The organism is Methylobacter sp. (genome assembly GCF_030680395.1).
Lineage (GTDB): Bacteria > Pseudomonadota > Gammaproteobacteria > Methylococcales > Methylomonadaceae > Methylobacter_A.
The window spans coordinates 98976-115020 of record NZ_JAUXVR010000009.1; the positions used below are offsets into that span (position 1 = coordinate 98976).

The window sequence follows — 16045 nt, forward strand, 5'->3', positions numbered from 1 at the left end:
GAACATGGCGGCGTATCGGTAAGTGCTATTTTTTTAAAAATGTGCGGATTAAGAACCTTGAAAACCGATAAGCAGATTGTTAATCAGGCAGAAATAAACATAGGGTTTTGACTTATGTTTTTACGACGCAGTTGCAAGCCTAGCAGGACGATTCCAATCACCAACAAAATCCATGTTTCGGATTCCGGCACTGGAGCAACCGCTAAAGAACCGGAATAACGACCGCCTACTAGACCGTCCCCAATACCGGTAACTTTTAAAGCGTAACTGCCGGAAGCCAAGGAATTAAAAGTCACTGCCGTTGCCGCCGGATTCAAATCTCCTGAAACAGATCTATAATTCAGTGGGTTGAACGTCGACGATCCCAGCATTGTGGAATACAACTTAAGGGATAAATTCTGGATGTCTTGGATCACAAAAGAACCAGAAGGTACAGAAAGCGTATAGTTTTGATTATTTATTTGACCGCTAATATTGTTAACTCCTCCCAAATTAAAAGTCCAATAATCCTCGAACGCACTTGTACCTACAGTTGCGTTGAATGAGCTGAGGGGTTGGTTTAAATACAGTGCATTTGCTGAAGCCCCTGTACTAACAAACATCGTTCCCAAAAAAGCCAGTAACGGCAATATTTTCATAATCAAATTTCCACTTATCGTAATTAACAAAAAATCATATTTTCAAAAGGCGTATTTTTTAATACTTAATCCGGCTTCTTTTATTAGCCATCCGCAGCTTACGGATTAAAAGCTTATTATCTAATACCCAAACTACTGCACTATTGCTAGAGCGAGCGCAGCTTTATAGCTGGTAAGTTCACGATTAATCTTGTATTTCAATCTAACAAATAAAATCCGCTTCCAAGCAGGACACAATAAATTTCTCAAAACCCAATCAACCACAGCAGGTCGTTTTGTCGTCGTGTTCAGGTTTGGCACATTAAGAATTTCAATTGGCAAAGCAAAGCGAACTGTATGAGGACTTATAAAAAATTAACGAGCGGTATAGCCGTTAATATACTTAGTTTGTGTACTCAATAATGAACGGCAAAAAACCATTCATTCCCAAAGTCATTGCTACTGACATTTCGCGCAGGTTGCCTGACTTCAGGTAAAGAATACAGAAGCAAGATGAGGGGAAACCTGTGTATTTCATTAAAATTAGATGAAGATAAGAATAATTTCAGAACCAGGCAGTCTATGACGCGCTCAAAATTTAAGTCTAACAGTTGCAGTAATGCTATCACCGGCATAAGAATAAGATTGGCGATTACTATCACGTTGATAAAACTGGTAAGCCAGATTAAGTTCTGCACAATGAACCGGTGTGTAGCTAACGTTGACTTGCGACGAAAACAGTTCGTCTTTGCGCACTCCGGAGTGATTCTGGGTTTCCATGCGCGCTTGTCCTGACAGTACGATTTTGTTAGTAATATTCCAGCTGGGTGTAAAACTCACCCCTTCAGAGATATAATAATTTGAAGCCAGCTCAGTAAAAGCCGCTAACTCGTGCCACGTTGAAACAGCGACTACTGTTTTAGCCGTAGGCATCCAGTTCATACCAATACGCCAGATTTCTCCCTGATAATCTGTCTGGGGCAAATTCGGATGGCTTCGCATTAAATACCCGGCCTGACCTTCAAAATGAAGCTTGGGCGAGTAATCATATTTAAATAAAGCTCTGGCTAAATTCTCCTGATAGGCAATATCCACAGCTCCCTCACCAAAACTCAACTGTCTGAGGGGAAACCGTGCATCAGTATGCGCATATTCAACGCCCAGGGAATTGCCTTTTGATGTTAAAAATGTAACACCGCCATGACTAGTCTGGGACTCGATATTTTGATTTTGCCGCGCAGCGGCACTATGGCTTGTATCTGACTTTCGCCAACCCGCATCAAAGCGTATGTTCGAGTTCAATTGATAGCGAATATCAAAATAATATGCAGGCCTATCCAAAAGATCGAGCGAAAAAAACTGTGTATTTTCAAAACCTGCCAGCGACCTGCTGTATTCCGCCCCCAGTCTGCCGGACCAGTCGTGGTCGACCTGCCATAGCCAAACGGCACTGTCTTTTGTAGACACATTATCAAGCTGATTGTTGGCCGCGTAGCGGTTGTCATCCACCTGCAGATCCAGATCAAATATCTGACGACTTAAAGCCTTGTGTATACGGCCGCCAATCGAAGCTTTGTTGATAAAATCACCCGTTTTCATCTGGGCTCCCGGAGGCCTATCTTCTGAAAGCCTAAACAGGTTATTGTCATAAGTTAGCGACTCACTCACAAACGGTTGTAACAAATCACCTGCATCGGCTACTGACCAGGCAGATGGCGAGTATATAAATAACAGTAACTGCATCCATAACAAGAATCGGCCCCAGCTATTCAGTTTATTCCTGGCTAGAGTTTTAACGGATAAACTTTGCAATAGAACCTCATTTATTAAGTAAACGGAATGTTTTGACAGTTCGGACATACTAACTGGAAAGATTAGGGTGACGGATAACCGCTAAAAAGGTCTCCAACAGCTATACAGATAATCAGCTTCTGCCTGCCTAAGGCTTTAACGTGTAAGTTTTGCGATAAAATATTCAGTAAACGGAATATCTTGACCGCTCAAACACACTCAAGGGAAGGATTAGGATTGAAGAATAACCGCTATAAAGATCTCCCTCATATGCCGGCAAAAGCTTATAAAGGATCATTAATATTGTTTGTAATTAATTGACTAACGCAAACACTGAAAAATATTAAGCCCTTTTACATCCCAGTACTTCAAAGCTTTCTTTTCAGATTGATGCTTTGCCATTTTTTTTAAAGCAAGCTCATACCTTTTAATGTCTTGTTTGAGCAATCTAATTTCTTCATCCCAGAGTCCTTCATCAGCAGTACCTTCTATGAACCACGCTCTATGTTGTTTTTCATTTAATTCTGATTTAAGGTCGTCAAGCCAGCCAGTAATAACGCCTTTACCGACAAAGAAATGTTTTTTGCTATTCCGCTCAAGATCACAGTCCTTAACGACATAATCTCCCACTGCAAAATTGCCGTACTCATCAACCAAGTAACTTATAAACTCTGCAGCATTATCAATATCAGCTTGAGTTAACTTGTAAATACCGATATCCATGCTTAACTCGCTCTGTTTATTAATAAGTATCGATCTAAAGTTGATATTTTTCGGCAGTTCAACATCTGCCCCCCATCGCCTTAAAATCTCGTGCAGAGTCATCTGCACTTATCAATTTGCCGGATATCTGGTTTTGGTCCGCGCATTGATTAGTCACTAATAATGGTTAAAACCATTGTCTTATAGGCAGTCAGATTTATCTATGATTTTTTGAGGTCTGTATTGCTCCGAACTGAAAAGCTGGAGCCTTATGAAGTAACGTTATGGATGTCATACTGTTTTTAAAATTCAAAATTATTTTGCATTTGGCACAAATTATCGCAATCGCGACCGGCATTTTTCTGGGCCGCAATGTTTGGGTAAAGACTACAGAAGCAAGATGAGAGGAAACCAGCGGATTTCATTAAAATTAGATGAAGATCAGAATAATCCGGATAAGACATTAACAATGACCGCAGATAACGGCAAAGAGTTCTCGCTATTCTAAGACTCCAGACGAAATTCAGGCCATAAAAAAACCACTCCGGGCGGGTTTTAAGTACGGCTTTGTTAATGATGCTATACGCTATATAGGGAGGATGGAAGTCTATATGCATTGGTTGCCACCGATTAGCACCACGGGCGCAACTGCCTGAAGGTCGAAAAGCTAAGCAGGCTTTGTGTAAAAATAAAGATGCTTCGATAAAATAAATCAGCTCAGACTTAACCTGACAGCTACCGGTTTATGAGAAGTACCTGTCAGGTTAAATTCAACTTATGGTTTTTTTATTCCAGACGACTGTCCCATCAAACACTATAGCTGCTATCACGAAGTGCATTCATCGGCTAAATGCCCTTGGGATAATCATAACTGTAATGCTTGCGCAATGGCTTGACCACTTCCCATTGACTGTCCAACCCTGCGTGGAAAGACACCAGATCACCGGGCAGAATTCGTACCGGCTCGCCACCGGCTGGAGTTACCAAAATCTCGCCATCCAGCACATAGGCGCATTCAGTTTCATCAAAATCTATTGGGAATTTTGAAATTTCTTTTTCCCATATTTCCCAGTTGGCAACACCCAGCTCTTTTAATCGTTCTTCACTTGGATTGTGTTCGATGGTAATTTTGCTCATATTCTTCCTAAAAAATTAAACTTGTTAAAACAACAATTCTAGCATCAGGCCTGTCAAAAAGCGCTGAAAACTTGCCCATAAAGAACGTCAATATTTATCGGTAATTATTGCTATCTTATTGTTTTAATAACAGCGGCTGCTTAACCGGCTGGCAAAGCCGGCGTTTAATATGGAAAATTCAACGCTATTTTTTAGACATGACAGTCTGTTAATGACTATGCGCTATGCTCACCTGGCACCGGAGCATCGTGAAGAAGCGATAAAATTCAATCCGAGATTCTAAAGCTTAACCTTTATATGTGCCTGTGCGCATTTGAACAGACGAAATGTAAACTTCCGCTTTTGACCCTGAGCAATCAGACAAATTTGTATTTTAAAAACAAGATAACGTGCAGCATAACCAGCCGCCAACAAAGCGCATCATAGATGGCTCTTGTCCAAAGCGGGTCAACAAAGTACTACCAGTAAAATCAGGCCAGGGATAATCCCCAGAATCAAACCGACCACGATTGCAATAACCTCACCTGTAGAGTAATTGCAACCCACATTACCGGCGCTTACCCGCGCTGCACTATCGTCATCAAGCCCCGCTAACATCATGCCGGAAAATTCATCGGCTACTTGTGCTTGGGAAGATGCCACGAGTATACGTGAGCGGGCATCACTAAGACGTGTTTCGGCGGAACGCAAATCATCGCTGAATGGCACTATACTTCGAGCATTTTTGAGGGCTTGAATGGCTTCGTCAGTGGGGGCAAGCGCCATTTTACGCGCATGGCTGAGTGTGTCGGCAGCGGTAATTTCTTTCTTTAATTGGCTGAGTTCCTGGTATTGCCCGGAGCCGGCGGAACAGGAAGAATTAATCAATTCCATGGAACCTGCTGAAGGCCAAACATTGGCGTTTGCTGTTTGCAGCATTGAAACGACGAAGATCGATGCGAGCGCTAAAATAATCAACATATTTAGGCCGTATATGTTTTTTTTGATAGCCATAACTTTTCTCCTAAATAATTATAAATTTCCTATACGGTAAAACATGACTAAAAAGCTCTAAACAAATTACTTTCTAATCACAATAACAGAATTATTCGGTAATCACTGTTTGGTAGCATACATAACAGACGTCTGTAATCAAATCACGATGAAAAACGTATCCAAATAGCGGGTAAAAAGCATAGAAATTTGCCGGTTTTCCACAAAAAAACGTTAACATTTACCGGCAGTCTTCGTTATCTTGTTGTTATCAAACTACCTGCCAACGTATTTAACTGAAAAAACCGACGCCGGGAGCGGTAAATTTTGGACGCTTTTTTACAAGCAAAGGCGCTTTCAGACGGTGAAGTCAATTGCTGGTGTAGTTGACTTCCATGAACGGTTTATGAATGAATTGTACTCGAAATAGGAAACAATCCATGAAATACTGGTGTCATTGTCAACAATAGATATTTTTACTATAGTTAAGTTGCAGTATGAACTACCCTTCAACTTATACGAGGATTGACTCATGAACGACTTCTACAAAGATATTATAATAGGCACGGTATTTGTTATCGGTTTGCTGGGCTTTATTTCAGGCGAATTTATTATCTCATCAGCACTGTTTGCGTCAGCGGCCATTGCCAGTAATGTTAAAACGAATGGTAAAAGAAGCAAAACGGATCAACTTTCATGGGATTGATTCACTTAATTAAACCGATTAACCCAGTGACTTGAAGACTTCCAGGGTTTAAAGGCCTTGGAAGTTTTCTTGCTTCACAGCATTACATGTTGACCGCAACCGAAACGCCGCCACCGCCACTCTCCCTCATCCGCAATAATGGCTATAGCAAGATTTCTTAATCATTCTGTTCAATACGATTGTTTCACACCGCTTTACTTGCGGCGCTATACCCGTTACTGAACAGCCGAATCACGATGGCAATCATCGCTTGGGTAATTTTAGTTGCTGGAACCCTGCTTGGACTTTCTAAAGCGAAATCATCAATTGCCGCATTCATAAAGTTGACCAAGCCCCTCTGAACTGTTTCTTCTGACGACCGTTTCACAAACCGATCTTGAAGTTTCGACCTGATTTTTTCGTCCATGGGTCGCTCTTTAACCAACGATTGTAATTAGGCATCCAACAGCACGGCCTGTTTTTCTAGCCAATTAAAATCCATTTCACTTTAAGAGGGTAATGGACCGAAGGCATTTTGAAAGACATACCGCACATCGAAACACAGATCCATAAACAGGACATTTCCTGACTCGGTTCATACATCATGTCAATCCGGTATCCGCTGCTAAATTTTAAAATCATATGGGAATAAAGATGATGCTGAAAATGCAGTCACGAGCTAAACCAGCTCAGCTATACAAGCCAGAGTGCAACGAGAGGCGCGATATTCAGCAACATGATGCCAATCTTGTAGAGCGCCATACTGGCATAGTGAATCGCGTCAAAAGTTTCAACCGAAAGGCTGAACCATCGGCTGTGGAGCCGGTACATTGAGTCGTGGGCAAGACTGAATACGCCAAACCAGATGATGAGGATCACGTAGTTGAAGGCGAGACTGTAAATCAAAAGTGCTTTGATGGCATCGGGATTCATCACTGTACCTCGTGTATTTAAAATTGATAGGCCCCCGAACAGCAACGCGAGAACTGTACAGCTCCATTCACGCAGAGCGCACCTAATGCACCATTGGAATTTCAGCTCAGGCTTGTTTCCTGCACAATCGTCATAAATCGCTTGAGTAGCGTATTAGCCGCATCGGTGTTACCAATTGCCGCTGTTAATTCTGCGACATTATGCCCTTCCTTAAGCAATGTGGCGGTTTGCTCGCTAACATAAGCACTCATAATGTCTGCTGAAAACTCAGGATGAAATTGCACGCCCCAAGCATTGTCACCCAGACGAAACGCATGATGAATTTCAAACGAGTTTTCTGCAAGTCTTAGCGCATCCGCCGGTAACTTAATAACCGTTTGGACATGCGTGGTGTGAGCAGGAAAATCATCGGGCAAAGTGCCTAACAACTTGTCCTGCTTGCCTTCAGGGGTCAATTGAATAGAGACAGTACCCATCTCTCGACCTTTAGGATGATAATCCGAATATCCACCCATCGCCTCCGCCAGCAGCTGATGACCAAAACAAATACCCAGCAGCGGGATATTGCGTTCCAATACTTGCGGTATCCAGGCTGTCAGCACCTGCATCCAGCCATCCTTATCCGTTACCATCGCAGGAGAGCCCGTTATGATAACGCCCGATATGGCATCAACAGACGGTAAGGCTTCGCCGTCCATGGCATTGACTACTGTTATCGCTACGTCAGTCGATCCAATTTCATGAATTATCCAATCCTCGAAATCACCTAACCTTTGTCGAATTGTTGGAAAAGTAGACCCTGCTTTGATGATAATAAATGGCTTCATAGAGGTTGTTAGCGATGAAGGTGTCAAAAAGTACTGTGAATTTACCGGCAAGAGCCTAACGGCATGACTGTGAATTGTAATTTTACCTGCTCAATAAGGGCAGTTTTTACAGCTATTTCCACAGCATGAACCCCGTTTTAAGTGATACCACCGGGTAAAAACATATTTATCATTTTCAATTAAATAGTCTATGCCTTGAATCAATTTATCATTGCTACGGTATTGACGTGCAACAGTAAGTAGTTCCTGGCGATTCGATGTGTTAATAAATCCAGTAATCTTTTCTTGCATAGCTTTGCTAAGGCAATCTGCACACAGACAATCCTGTTGAAAATCAGCGGGCATTATAGCGGGATAAGCCAGGCACCAGCACGACTCGCCAGCTTGAAGAGGGCCACAGACTAAAACAGTATCACATTCTGAGCAGAACTTGTTTTGCGGGCTGACTTTGTTTTTCAATAGCGATACCATCAACATATTTAATAGATGCAAATTTTTCAGTCATCAATACAGGTTTTAACTGAAAGCCACAGGTTAAGACCGGCTATTATTGCTATTTTACCAAACATGAAAAATACATGTAATTGCTACCTTTTTTATCGTTAGATCTGACTCCACTTTAAACAGCTATTATAAATATTCAAATGCAAAAAAATGCTAAAAGCCCTTTACTTGTCAATTCTGGAGTTAGTCAAGCGACAAAATATCTTTTGTCTGCCATCCGTATTATTGGCATTGTTATTTTAGGCGGCTATTCCGGAATGTGGACACATCAACTCCTCAACCAAAAACCTCAAGGTTACAATGAAAGCGCTACTCAGTCCGGAAAACAACCACTTAAAAAAGAAGCACGCTCTGAAAGCGAACACGTTAAAAAAGCCCATGACAAAGAGACGGCTAAACAGAAAGCAAAGGTGCTCCCAGTGGTTATAGCCGATCCCCTGACCTTCGCTTACAATAAATATACCGTTGCCTGCGGGCTAAAAATACCCAACGTTTCTGGCATCATTGCCTGTTTCATAGGTTCCCCCTATCTCACAACTGTAAAGGGGCGACAAACTCATCTGAAGCCAATCCCGTACGACTGATTTAACTTTTGTTACAGCCCACTGGAATCAACCATGAAGCCGAGGGTTTGTCGCGTTTAACGTAATCGGCGACGGGTATGCGCTCTATTTCATCGTAGCGTGCCAGGATTTTTCAGGAACGACTACTTCGCCAAAAATGGCGGTTTTTCAAGGTTACCTTTAGTTGACCAGTGTATGGCCGCGCTGACGCATACATGTTTTGAATGATCGTTTAAAGTTCTCGTTGGCTTCATAACCTTTCCACAATCCAGCGGGAATGGCCAAAATAGCCCCACCCGCGGCACCTGTTGCAGCACTACCCGCTATAGCGCCAACAGCCGCGCCACCTGCCGCACCCGTAATAGCACCAACACCTGCGCCCATACCGATTTCTTTCGTGATATCCGATGCTTGATCTGCCAGTGTCTTGCACTCTACCATGTCGCGCTGAGCGGACTCTGGATGTTGGTCCATGCGAGGATCGAGAATAGGACGCCAGCCGCTCATAGATGCGCACCCAGTGACTAATGCAGAAAGCACCAACATTGTTGATAAATTATTTTTTCTCATGTTTCTCTCCAAAAAAAGGGCATATTTCAATCGTTAAATAAAATTTTAAAATTTATGTTTGGGGCGTTGATTGCAAAAAAGCATCCGAAAATTTACCGCTCTCGGCGTCGGTTTTGCCAGTTAAATACGTCAGGATGTCTTTAATAAGTACTCATGCAAAATTATCCCGGTGTTTCCTGCTGTGGCTATAAACAATACCTACACCCGCATGTCTTCTGCTGGTCAGCTGTCATTACCGGAGTTCGCTTGCATAAGCTCGACACTATTTTGCCGGGTTATTTATGAATGAGTACTTAACAATAAGATAACAAAGGCTTTGGGTGAATTTTGACGCACATAACAATTGCAGGGTATGCCATTCAAAAAGCCATTATTGCCGTTTATCTTGCGATGCTCTGTTCGTTAGGACACATAGTTTAGAAATGGTTTTGGTTGCCGCCTTTATGAATGACTAGAGTTGAAACTGAGGGCAATTGACTACGGCGTGAAATTCCAGATGGAGCGTAATCCACGCTATTACTCATTCAAGCGAGTGACATATTCGCTAAATCCTTATTCTGTCTGTATTCAATGATGAACGGTCAAAATCGCTCATCTCAAAAGTCATCGCGACACAACGCTATGCACAATTCGTTACGACAGGGTAAAGATTACATAAACAAGATGAGAGCAAACCTGTTGGTTTGATTAAGATTAGATGAAGATAGGCATGATTTTAGGCGGAGGCCATGCTGAACTGGATCGCCTCGCGTGAACTAAGCGTGTAAAACTTACCGCTCTCGGCGTCGGTTTTTTCAGTTAAATACGTTGGCAGGTAGTTTGATAACAACAAGATAACGAAGACTGCCGGTCAATGTTAACGTTTTTTTGTGGGAAACCGGCAAATTTCCACCGCTGTCTTAACACTTATCAGTTTAACGAGAATGTCCAATACGTCGTTCCGGCAGGGATTGCCGGAATCCAGAAGCCAGGGATGGCAAGACCCTGATCACATCCATGTGTCCTCGGCAACTGCTCCATGCGTTGCTCTACCTCCTGCATCCTTGCAGTCGTGGATACCGGCAGTCCATGCCGGTATGACGTGCTATTTAAGCAAAGTGATAGGTGGTAAGCCACCGCTGTTTCACAGCTCAAGTCTTTTGCGCGCCTTTGCCGTGTCTCGGGTCAATGCCTTTAAATAACGGGGAGTTTTAAGCCACTGGCCCGCTTGAGGTCGATAACGTGTTTATCTAAGACCCGATGCCAATGGAGAATGGGACACCGAGCCGGCTTCTTCGAACTCCTGCCGAAACTTGTCGAATTCCTTTTTCCAGGACGCTTTGTTGTAGCCCCAATTGCCCTCGTCCAATAGCCGCTCACCCCGCGCGAATTCCGATTTTACCTGGGCTAGAGCATCCTCCTCGCCCTCCTCCCAAAGTGCCTGGGCATAAAACAGGTGGTTGAGCGGATGCCCGGGATGTTCCTTGACGGCCTTTTCCAGCAGTTCCAGCGCCTTGTCGATATCGCCTATGCCATTGGGCCAGGCTGGGGCTTTGAGATACAGCGCCCCCAAAAGGCGCAGCGGCCCGCCGTCGTCAATGTCGGGACTCAAGGCCAGCGCTTGTTTCATCTCGCTTTCCAGCCGGCCAAGGTTCTCCACGGCCAGGGTGATGTGTTCGCGCACCGCCAGGCCAAGATTCGCCGCCAAATAATAATGCACCGCCCCGTTGCCGCCCTGCGCCAAGGCGGTTTCAGCAAAGCGAACGCCTTCGGCGGCCAGTTTTTCGCGTTTTTCCTGGCTGGCTTCGCGTTCGGCCAGATGCAAACAGATCCGGCTGCCCAACGCGGTACGGCGTACGGCCGGATCCTGAGTGTCGCGCAAGACATTCAGTGCGCAAGCCAGGGTATGGGTATCACTTAAGGGGCCTAGCTGATTTTGTCCGGCAACCAGCATGTCAGCCGTCTGCTTGGGACACTCGAAAAGCAGGTCCGACTGAACTTGGTCGTGCTGGAGGCTGGCACAGCCCGACAGAAAGGCCAGCATCGAAACGACAGGAAGAAATCGTGCGCTGTTCAAAGTCTTATTCCCCCTCAATCCACAGTTTGACCATAGGCTCGAACACGGCCGTGTCCACACTGGCGAAAGATTCCACTCCGAACACATCGCATAGCTTTTTGCCTTCGGCATCGGCACACATCCCCTCCAGCGCCTTGCTGAATCGGGCGCGTTCTTCCGCAGTTGTGGTAGCGCTGTTGGCCACCACTCCCATCAGCGGGATTTCCTCGGACGTAAAGACGGCTTCAAGAGGCGTCCCCAAATGAAGCGAGCCGAGTCCGGCGAATTGTTGCTCGTTCAAAATAACGGCGTCCAGCTCCCCTTTATCCAAAGAGCGCAGCGCGCGAATGGCCTGATTGGATGGTTTTAGGACAAAGAAACCGGCAGGGTCGTATTTTCCGGCAAAAACGATCCTGCCGATAAATAATGGCTCTTCCAATGCCGTACCGCCCAAGGTCTTGCCTTTCAGCTCGTCCAGGCTCTTGTACTTGCCCTTCCGGACCATGACCCGGTAACGCTCGCTGGTACGGCCTTTGATCCTGGGCTGAACCAGCGGTACCAGGTTGTGCTGGTTGCGCAATTCCAAATAGAGGCCCAGGGAGTTGATCGCGAACTTGGGCTTTTTGCCGGCCATCTGTTTCCTGCATTCGTCCGATTTGGTAGTAAACAGACTGTTGAAGCTGTTCGCCTGCCACTGGCCGACGCGTTCCACCACCCGCAGCATGGAGTTCATCGCTTCGCTGGCGTCCTTGGCATTAACGGAGCCGCCGGGGTAGCACACCACGATTATTTCGGGATTGGGGGCTGCCCTTACGGCAAGGGAAATCAACAGGCCGGCAATAATAAGATAAAATTTTCGCATCATGGTTTTCTCTTGGAATCAATCAGTTGTCCGATGGCCGGGGCCACGACGAGGGTTGCGGTCAGGCAGCACAACAGCCCGATGGTGATGCTCACGCCCAGGGAAGACACGCCCCGGTAGTTGGCCAAGGTAATGGCGCCCAGGCCGGCCAATTCGGTGCCAGCGGCCAGTCCGATCACTTTGCCGGCGGCCAGGCTGACTTGCAGGGGGGTGTGACCTTTCAATTCGCCCCAGCGATAGCTGAACCACACGCCGTAATCCACCGCCAGCGCAATCACGAGGGGCAATGCGACGATGTTGGCGTAATTATAGCGAATATCGCCTAGGGCCATCAGCCCCAGCATCCAGCCGCCGCCGATCAGCAAAGGTAACGTCGCCAGCGCGAAGCCGCGCACGCTGCGCGTCGCCGCCATAATCCAGAGCAGGCACAACACCAGGGACAATTGCGTGCCACGGGTGAAACTTTCCACCACAGTCTTGGAAAGCGCCTGGTGCGTGGTCGGAAAGCCGGTCGCTTCCGGCGAGACGCTATACACGTCTTTTATCAATGCATCGAGATTGTCGGGATCGTACACGGTTTTTGCCGGAAAGGCGTAGACGGCGATGCTGCCGTCAGCGGCAAAGAAGCGGTCGCGCAGGGCCATTGGCAACTGCTCAGGGGTGAGGGGCTGGGCCTGCCGCCAGGCGTCGATGACTTTAAGCCCGCTATTCGCTCCGGACAGCAAGGCTCGCAAGAAGCTCTCGCTACGAATCCGGCCCTGATCGCCATCTGCGGCGAGTTTGTCCGAGATCGATAAAAGTTGTTCGCGCACTTTTTCCAAACTTTCGACCAGGTTGGCATGTCCGGCGGAAAATGCCTGTTCCTGGGCTTCGTCGATAATAGCGGCGCTGTTTTCCAGCACTGCCTGCAATAACTCGAACGATTTTACCGACAAACCTTCCCGGTCGAGTTCGGCGACCTGTCTGGCGTAGTCAGTCCGGGCGAACGACTCGCTAATATTTACGGCCTTGCGGAGACGTTCGTCGGCATCCGCAGGAAATAAGTTGGTCAGCGACTGCACCTTGGCAACCGTCTTGAGTTTGCCCGCCTCATCGGTGATTCGCCGGGCGTCGGCCATGTCCTTGGCGGTAAAAATGATGACTTCGGATTGGTAGTCGCTTTCCGCCACCATGCGACGTTGGTAATAGGCGGCCTGGGAATCTTTGGGCAACATGGCCAGCACATCGTAGTCGAACGGGATGGTCATGCCTTTTACTCCGCCAATGACAGCACTACCCAAAGCCAGGAGGACCAGCACTACCGCAACGGGCTTGGGAAACGCGCCGGTGTGTTTCCATATTCGCGCCGGAACCGGCGACGTGCTTAGCGAGGGGATATCTCTCAGCTTGGGCGGCAGCAAGGCGTACAGCGCGGGTTGGACCATCCAGGTGCTGATCAGGATCATCAGCACGCCTTTGGCCGCCACTACGCCCAGTTCGGCAAAGCCCGGAAAATCCACCGTGGTCAAGGCGCCGAAAATCAGCAGCGAGGCGCCGCCCGCCGTCAATACCGCTATAAAAGATGAGCCGATGCCGGCCCCTATGGCTTCGATCAAGGGCTTGCCTGCACGGCGCTCATCGGCGATGCGCGAGGAGGTGAAAATGCCGTAGTCCGCTCCCAGACCGAACAGGATGGCGATGAAGGCGGCGGTGATCAGGGTCAGGTGGCCGACGGTGACCAAGGCCAGCCCCAAACTCCACAGCACTCCGAGCCCCATCGGGATAAAAATCAGCACGGCCCAGCGCACGCTACGGACCACCAATAAAATCAATGCGACGATCAGCGCGGCGGAAGTAAATACCACGAAGATGATATCCTTGCGGATATTGACGTACTCCTCGTACTCGATGGCCGGTAATCCGGTCAGGCCCACAGTGGGCGGCGTACGGCCGGCGGCGTTGGCTTGTCCGGCCAGGTCCTTCGACACCTGCTTGACCTTGTCGATGAAAGGGCCGAGATTCTTGAAATCCCCGGAAGGATTTTTCGGGTGGACGAATAAAAACAGCATTTGCCCGTCGCGCGAAGCAAAGTAACCGTCGGACATGCCCCCTGCCCCGTTTTTGGCCAGCAGCCGGTTCCAGTCCAATCCGGCTGGCGCTGTTTCTGCGGACAGCCAGCGCTGCCACTCTTCCAGGAAAAACGCCGCCAGATTCAGGCTTGCTTCGGCGGTTTGCAAGTCGGTATCCGCCCCGCCCAGAGGCGGGTGGTCTTTGCTCCAATTCAGCGCTTTACGCAGGTTTTCTTCCATCCCGCCGCCCGCCGGAATTGGCTGGTCCGCCATCGCGGCAAGCTTGTCCAGACTCTCGACCGGCATCAGCAGGTAGGCGTGGTCCAGAAAAAACGTCATGTCGAGACGGGCGGTCGCCTGGTCGATCTCGGGTTCTGTCTGAAGTTTGGCGGCTAGTTCGTTGGCAAAGGACTCCAGTTCGCTGCGCGGAGCGCCCTCCAGAACCACCATCAGATCCGAAGCAGCACCGAAATTTTTCAAGAAATCGTTGAAGCGCTTCGCCACCGCCGTATTCTGTGGAAGCAGCGCCTGCCGCGAAGTATGGACCGGGAGCTGCGCCGTTGCCCATCCGGCCAGAATCGACAGCGCCAACGCCATCCCCAAGATCCACCAAGGGTTTCGGGCGGCGTATTCGGCGAGCTTGGCAATGCGCTGGGTGATCTTCATTGGCGGGAGATTCCGTTCATCAATTCGCGTAAGCTGCTTGAGTGTTTTTGGCGCGCTCCAAATAGCCCTCCCATTTTCGTGCAGTCAAGCGCTGGAACATCGGCACCACGGGATTGAGTTCGATGGGCGGCGCATCCCAGTAGGTTTCGTAGCTTAACTGTTCCGCTTCCAGAGCAATGCCGTCTTCGTCGAGTATGGGCTTGAACACCAAGGGCTTGGCAATATTCAACACCAATTGGGTCAGCCACTTCGGGGTTTTCATGGCAATCAGCGGAATCTTCAGGGCATCGAAATAAAACAGGAAGAACACCCGCGTGGTCTGCTCGTTGATCGGCAGCATAAACGACCAATTCTTGATGCTGTCGCCGGTGTTGGTCCATTGGTAGGGATACTCGTAGCACAACTCGATGGAGCGGGTATTGACCCGGTTGCGGTCAACGAAAATTCCGGAAATCCGGCCGCCGGCCATATAAGCATCATAAGTCAGGTAAACCCTGTCGTCATCGGCCTCGTGGTGGGTCAGTTTGGCATCGATGAAAGGCTTGTATTTACGGTGCAGGAAGGCATGGGAGAAATCGCAGATATTGTCGATCACCATGGAATGATGCGTGCGCCACGTGTAATCCACGGCAAAGCTGGCCCAGGTGTTATCGCCGGTGAGTTCGGGTATTTCCGGTATTTTATGCTCGAAGGCAAGTTCCGGATCGCCTGGGAACAACCAGATCAGGCCATAGCGGACTTGTACGGGATAAGTCCGCAATTGCTTCTTGATCAGCGGGTTGCCAAAGCTGTCATGGGAGTAGTCCTCCAGCCAGCCTTCCCTATTGTAGGCCCAGCCATGATAGGCGCAACGCAAAGTGCACTTGTCCACCGCGCCATGGGTCAGCTTTAGCTGGCGATGTACGCAGAGGTTGCGCATGGCCGCGAGTTCGCCGTCTTCGCCGCGATAAAGGGCAATGGAGGTATTCCAGAAAATTACCTCTTTCACCTGGCCTTTTTTTACTGCGCTATCGTATTCCACTACATACCAGCGGTCAGGGTCCATTCCAGCGGCGCGGGCCTTTTGCCGGGAATTTTTAGCTTCCGCAAAGGAAGGAGGTGGGGATTTCATCTGCACGCTGTTCATCTTCGGG

The 16045-nt window shown here is 47.7% G+C and carries 17 protein-coding genes; 3 read left to right on the plus strand and 14 right to left on the minus strand.

Going from position 1 to position 16045, the window contains the following annotated elements; translation table 11 throughout:
- Positions 1–83: 83 nt before the first annotated feature.
- The 5 genes from Q8L79_RS05440 to Q8L79_RS05460 all read right to left on the minus strand — a co-directional run bounded on the left by Q8L79_RS05440 (position 84) and on the right by Q8L79_RS05460 (position 5240).
- Positions 84–638 carry an FxDxF family PEP-CTERM protein gene (locus Q8L79_RS05440; RefSeq protein WP_305268691.1) on the minus strand — a complete coding sequence of 185 codons (555 nt, stop codon included), beginning with the start codon at positions 636–638 and terminating at the stop codon, positions 84–86.
- Positions 639–1208: 570 nt separating this feature from the next.
- Complete coding sequence (locus tag Q8L79_RS05445) at positions 1209–2216, minus strand: outer membrane beta-barrel protein (protein WP_305268694.1); 1008 nt, start codon at positions 2214–2216, stop codon at positions 1209–1211.
- 513 nt (positions 2217–2729) lie between these two features.
- Positions 2730–3131, minus strand: a complete 402-nt coding sequence (locus Q8L79_RS05450; protein WP_305268697.1) for a hypothetical protein — start codon at positions 3129–3131, stop codon at positions 2730–2732.
- 825 nt (positions 3132–3956) lie between these two features.
- Complete coding sequence (locus Q8L79_RS05455; RefSeq protein WP_305268699.1) at positions 3957–4247, minus strand: cupin domain-containing protein; 291 nt, start codon at positions 4245–4247, stop codon at positions 3957–3959.
- Between the two features lie 447 nt (positions 4248–4694).
- A complete protein-coding gene (locus Q8L79_RS05460) occupies positions 4695–5240 on the minus strand; it encodes a hypothetical protein (RefSeq protein ID WP_305268702.1) in 546 nt (181 codons plus the stop codon).
- Positions 5241–5751: 511 nt separating this feature from the next.
- Between Q8L79_RS05460 and Q8L79_RS05465 the strand changes: the two genes are divergently transcribed.
- Positions 5752–5925: a hypothetical protein gene (locus Q8L79_RS05465; protein WP_305268705.1), complete on the plus strand. Its 174-nt coding sequence runs from the start codon at positions 5752–5754 to the stop codon at positions 5923–5925.
- 184 nt (positions 5926–6109) lie between these two features.
- Here the strand turns inward: Q8L79_RS05465 and Q8L79_RS05470 are convergent, their stop codons facing one another.
- The 4 genes from Q8L79_RS05470 to Q8L79_RS20110 form a co-directional block, all read right to left on the minus strand.
- A complete protein-coding gene (locus tag Q8L79_RS05470; RefSeq protein ID WP_305268708.1) occupies positions 6110–6331 on the minus strand; it encodes a hypothetical protein in 222 nt (73 codons plus the stop codon).
- A gap of 266 nt (positions 6332–6597) precedes the next feature.
- On the minus strand, positions 6598–6837 hold the full coding sequence (locus Q8L79_RS05475; RefSeq protein ID WP_305268710.1) for a DUF6868 family protein: 240 nt from the start codon (positions 6835–6837) through the stop codon (positions 6598–6600).
- A gap of 101 nt (positions 6838–6938) precedes the next feature.
- Entirely contained in the window at positions 6939–7664 is a 726-nt protein-coding gene (locus Q8L79_RS05480; RefSeq protein WP_305268713.1) for a glutamine amidotransferase, read from the minus strand.
- Between the two features lie 90 nt (positions 7665–7754).
- Entirely contained in the window at positions 7755–8141 is a 387-nt protein-coding gene (locus Q8L79_RS20110; protein ID WP_370869883.1) for a DUF5522 domain-containing protein, read from the minus strand.
- A 167-nt stretch (positions 8142–8308) separates the two neighbouring features.
- On the opposite strand from Q8L79_RS20110, the gene Q8L79_RS05485 reads away from it, so the two are divergent.
- Entirely contained in the window at positions 8309–8752 is a 444-nt protein-coding gene (locus Q8L79_RS05485; protein WP_305268718.1) for a hypothetical protein, read from the plus strand.
- Between the two features lie 159 nt (positions 8753–8911).
- Here Q8L79_RS05485 and Q8L79_RS05490 read toward each other — a convergent pair whose 3' ends face one another.
- The gene (locus tag Q8L79_RS05490) at positions 8912–9301 is read right to left on the minus strand and encodes a glycine zipper family protein (protein ID WP_305268721.1); all 390 of its coding nucleotides are present in this window, start codon (positions 9299–9301) and stop codon (positions 8912–8914) included.
- A gap of 923 nt (positions 9302–10224) precedes the next feature.
- Here Q8L79_RS05490 and Q8L79_RS05495 point away from each other — a divergent pair.
- Positions 10225–10482 (plus strand): hypothetical protein, encoded by a 258-nt coding sequence (locus Q8L79_RS05495; protein WP_305268723.1) that lies wholly within the window; start codon positions 10225–10227, stop codon positions 10480–10482.
- Positions 10483–10526: 44 nt separating this feature from the next.
- Here the strand turns inward: Q8L79_RS05495 and bstC are convergent, their stop codons facing one another.
- Genes bstC through Q8L79_RS05515 form a run of 4 tightly spaced genes read right to left on the minus strand, consistent with a single transcriptional unit; the run spans position 10527 to position 16023 of the window.
- Positions 10527–11357, minus strand: coding sequence for a sterol transporter outer membrane protein BstC (bstC, locus tag Q8L79_RS05500; RefSeq protein WP_305268725.1), 831 nt, complete (start codon positions 11355–11357; stop codon positions 10527–10529).
- Between the two features lie 4 nt (positions 11358–11361).
- A complete protein-coding gene (gene bstB, locus Q8L79_RS05505) occupies positions 11362–12201 on the minus strand; it encodes a sterol transporter periplasmic substrate-binding protein BstB (protein WP_305268727.1) in 840 nt (279 codons plus the stop codon).
- Entirely contained in the window at positions 12198–14912 is a 2715-nt protein-coding gene (bstA, locus tag Q8L79_RS05510; protein WP_305268729.1) for a sterol transporter cytoplasmic membrane protein BstA, read from the minus strand. The genes bstB and bstA overlap by 4 nt, the downstream gene beginning before the upstream one ends.
- 19 nt (positions 14913–14931) lie before the next feature.
- The gene (locus tag Q8L79_RS05515) at positions 14932–16023 is read right to left on the minus strand and encodes a Rieske 2Fe-2S domain-containing protein (RefSeq protein ID WP_305268731.1); all 1092 of its coding nucleotides are present in this window, start codon (positions 16021–16023) and stop codon (positions 14932–14934) included.
- Positions 16024–16045: the final 22 nt, after the last annotated feature.

Coding starts and splice junctions, on each gene's coding strand:
- Q8L79_RS05460 (WP_305268702.1), bottom strand. CDS start 5,240: ATGGCTATCAAAAAAAACATATACGGCCTAAATATGTTGATTATTTTA.
- Q8L79_RS05475 (WP_305268710.1), bottom strand. CDS start 6,837: ATGAATCCCGATGCCATCAAAGCACTTTTGATTTACAGTCTCGCCTTC.
- Q8L79_RS05455 (WP_305268699.1), bottom strand. CDS start 4,247: ATGAGCAAAATTACCATCGAACACAATCCAAGTGAAGAACGATTAAAA.
- Q8L79_RS05495 (WP_305268723.1), top strand. CDS start 10,225: ATGTCCAATACGTCGTTCCGGCAGGGATTGCCGGAATCCAGAAGCCAG.
- Q8L79_RS05490 (WP_305268721.1), bottom strand. CDS start 9,301: ATGAGAAAAAATAATTTATCAACAATGTTGGTGCTTTCTGCATTAGTC.
- Q8L79_RS05445 (WP_305268694.1), bottom strand. CDS start 2,216: ATGAAAACGGGTGATTTTATCAACAAAGCTTCGATTGGCGGCCGTATA.
- Q8L79_RS20110 (WP_370869883.1), bottom strand. CDS start 8,141: ATGTTGATGGTATCGCTATTGAAAAACAAAGTCAGCCCGCAAAACAAG.
- Q8L79_RS05465 (WP_305268705.1), top strand. CDS start 5,752: ATGAACGACTTCTACAAAGATATTATAATAGGCACGGTATTTGTTATC.
- bstB (WP_305268727.1), bottom strand. CDS start 12,201: ATGATGCGAAAATTTTATCTTATTATTGCCGGCCTGTTGATTTCCCTT.
- Q8L79_RS05470 (WP_305268708.1), bottom strand. CDS start 6,331: ATGGACGAAAAAATCAGGTCGAAACTTCAAGATCGGTTTGTGAAACGG.
- Q8L79_RS05485 (WP_305268718.1), top strand. CDS start 8,309: ATGCAAAAAAATGCTAAAAGCCCTTTACTTGTCAATTCTGGAGTTAGT.
- Q8L79_RS05515 (WP_305268731.1), bottom strand. CDS start 16,023: ATGAAATCCCCACCTCCTTCCTTTGCGGAAGCTAAAAATTCCCGGCAA.
- Q8L79_RS05480 (WP_305268713.1), bottom strand. CDS start 7,664: ATGAAGCCATTTATTATCATCAAAGCAGGGTCTACTTTTCCAACAATT.
- bstA (WP_305268729.1), bottom strand. CDS start 14,912: ATGAAGATCACCCAGCGCATTGCCAAGCTCGCCGAATACGCCGCCCGA.
- Q8L79_RS05450 (WP_305268697.1), bottom strand. CDS start 3,131: ATGGATATCGGTATTTACAAGTTAACTCAAGCTGATATTGATAATGCT.
- Q8L79_RS05440 (WP_305268691.1), bottom strand. CDS start 638: ATGAAAATATTGCCGTTACTGGCTTTTTTGGGAACGATGTTTGTTAGT.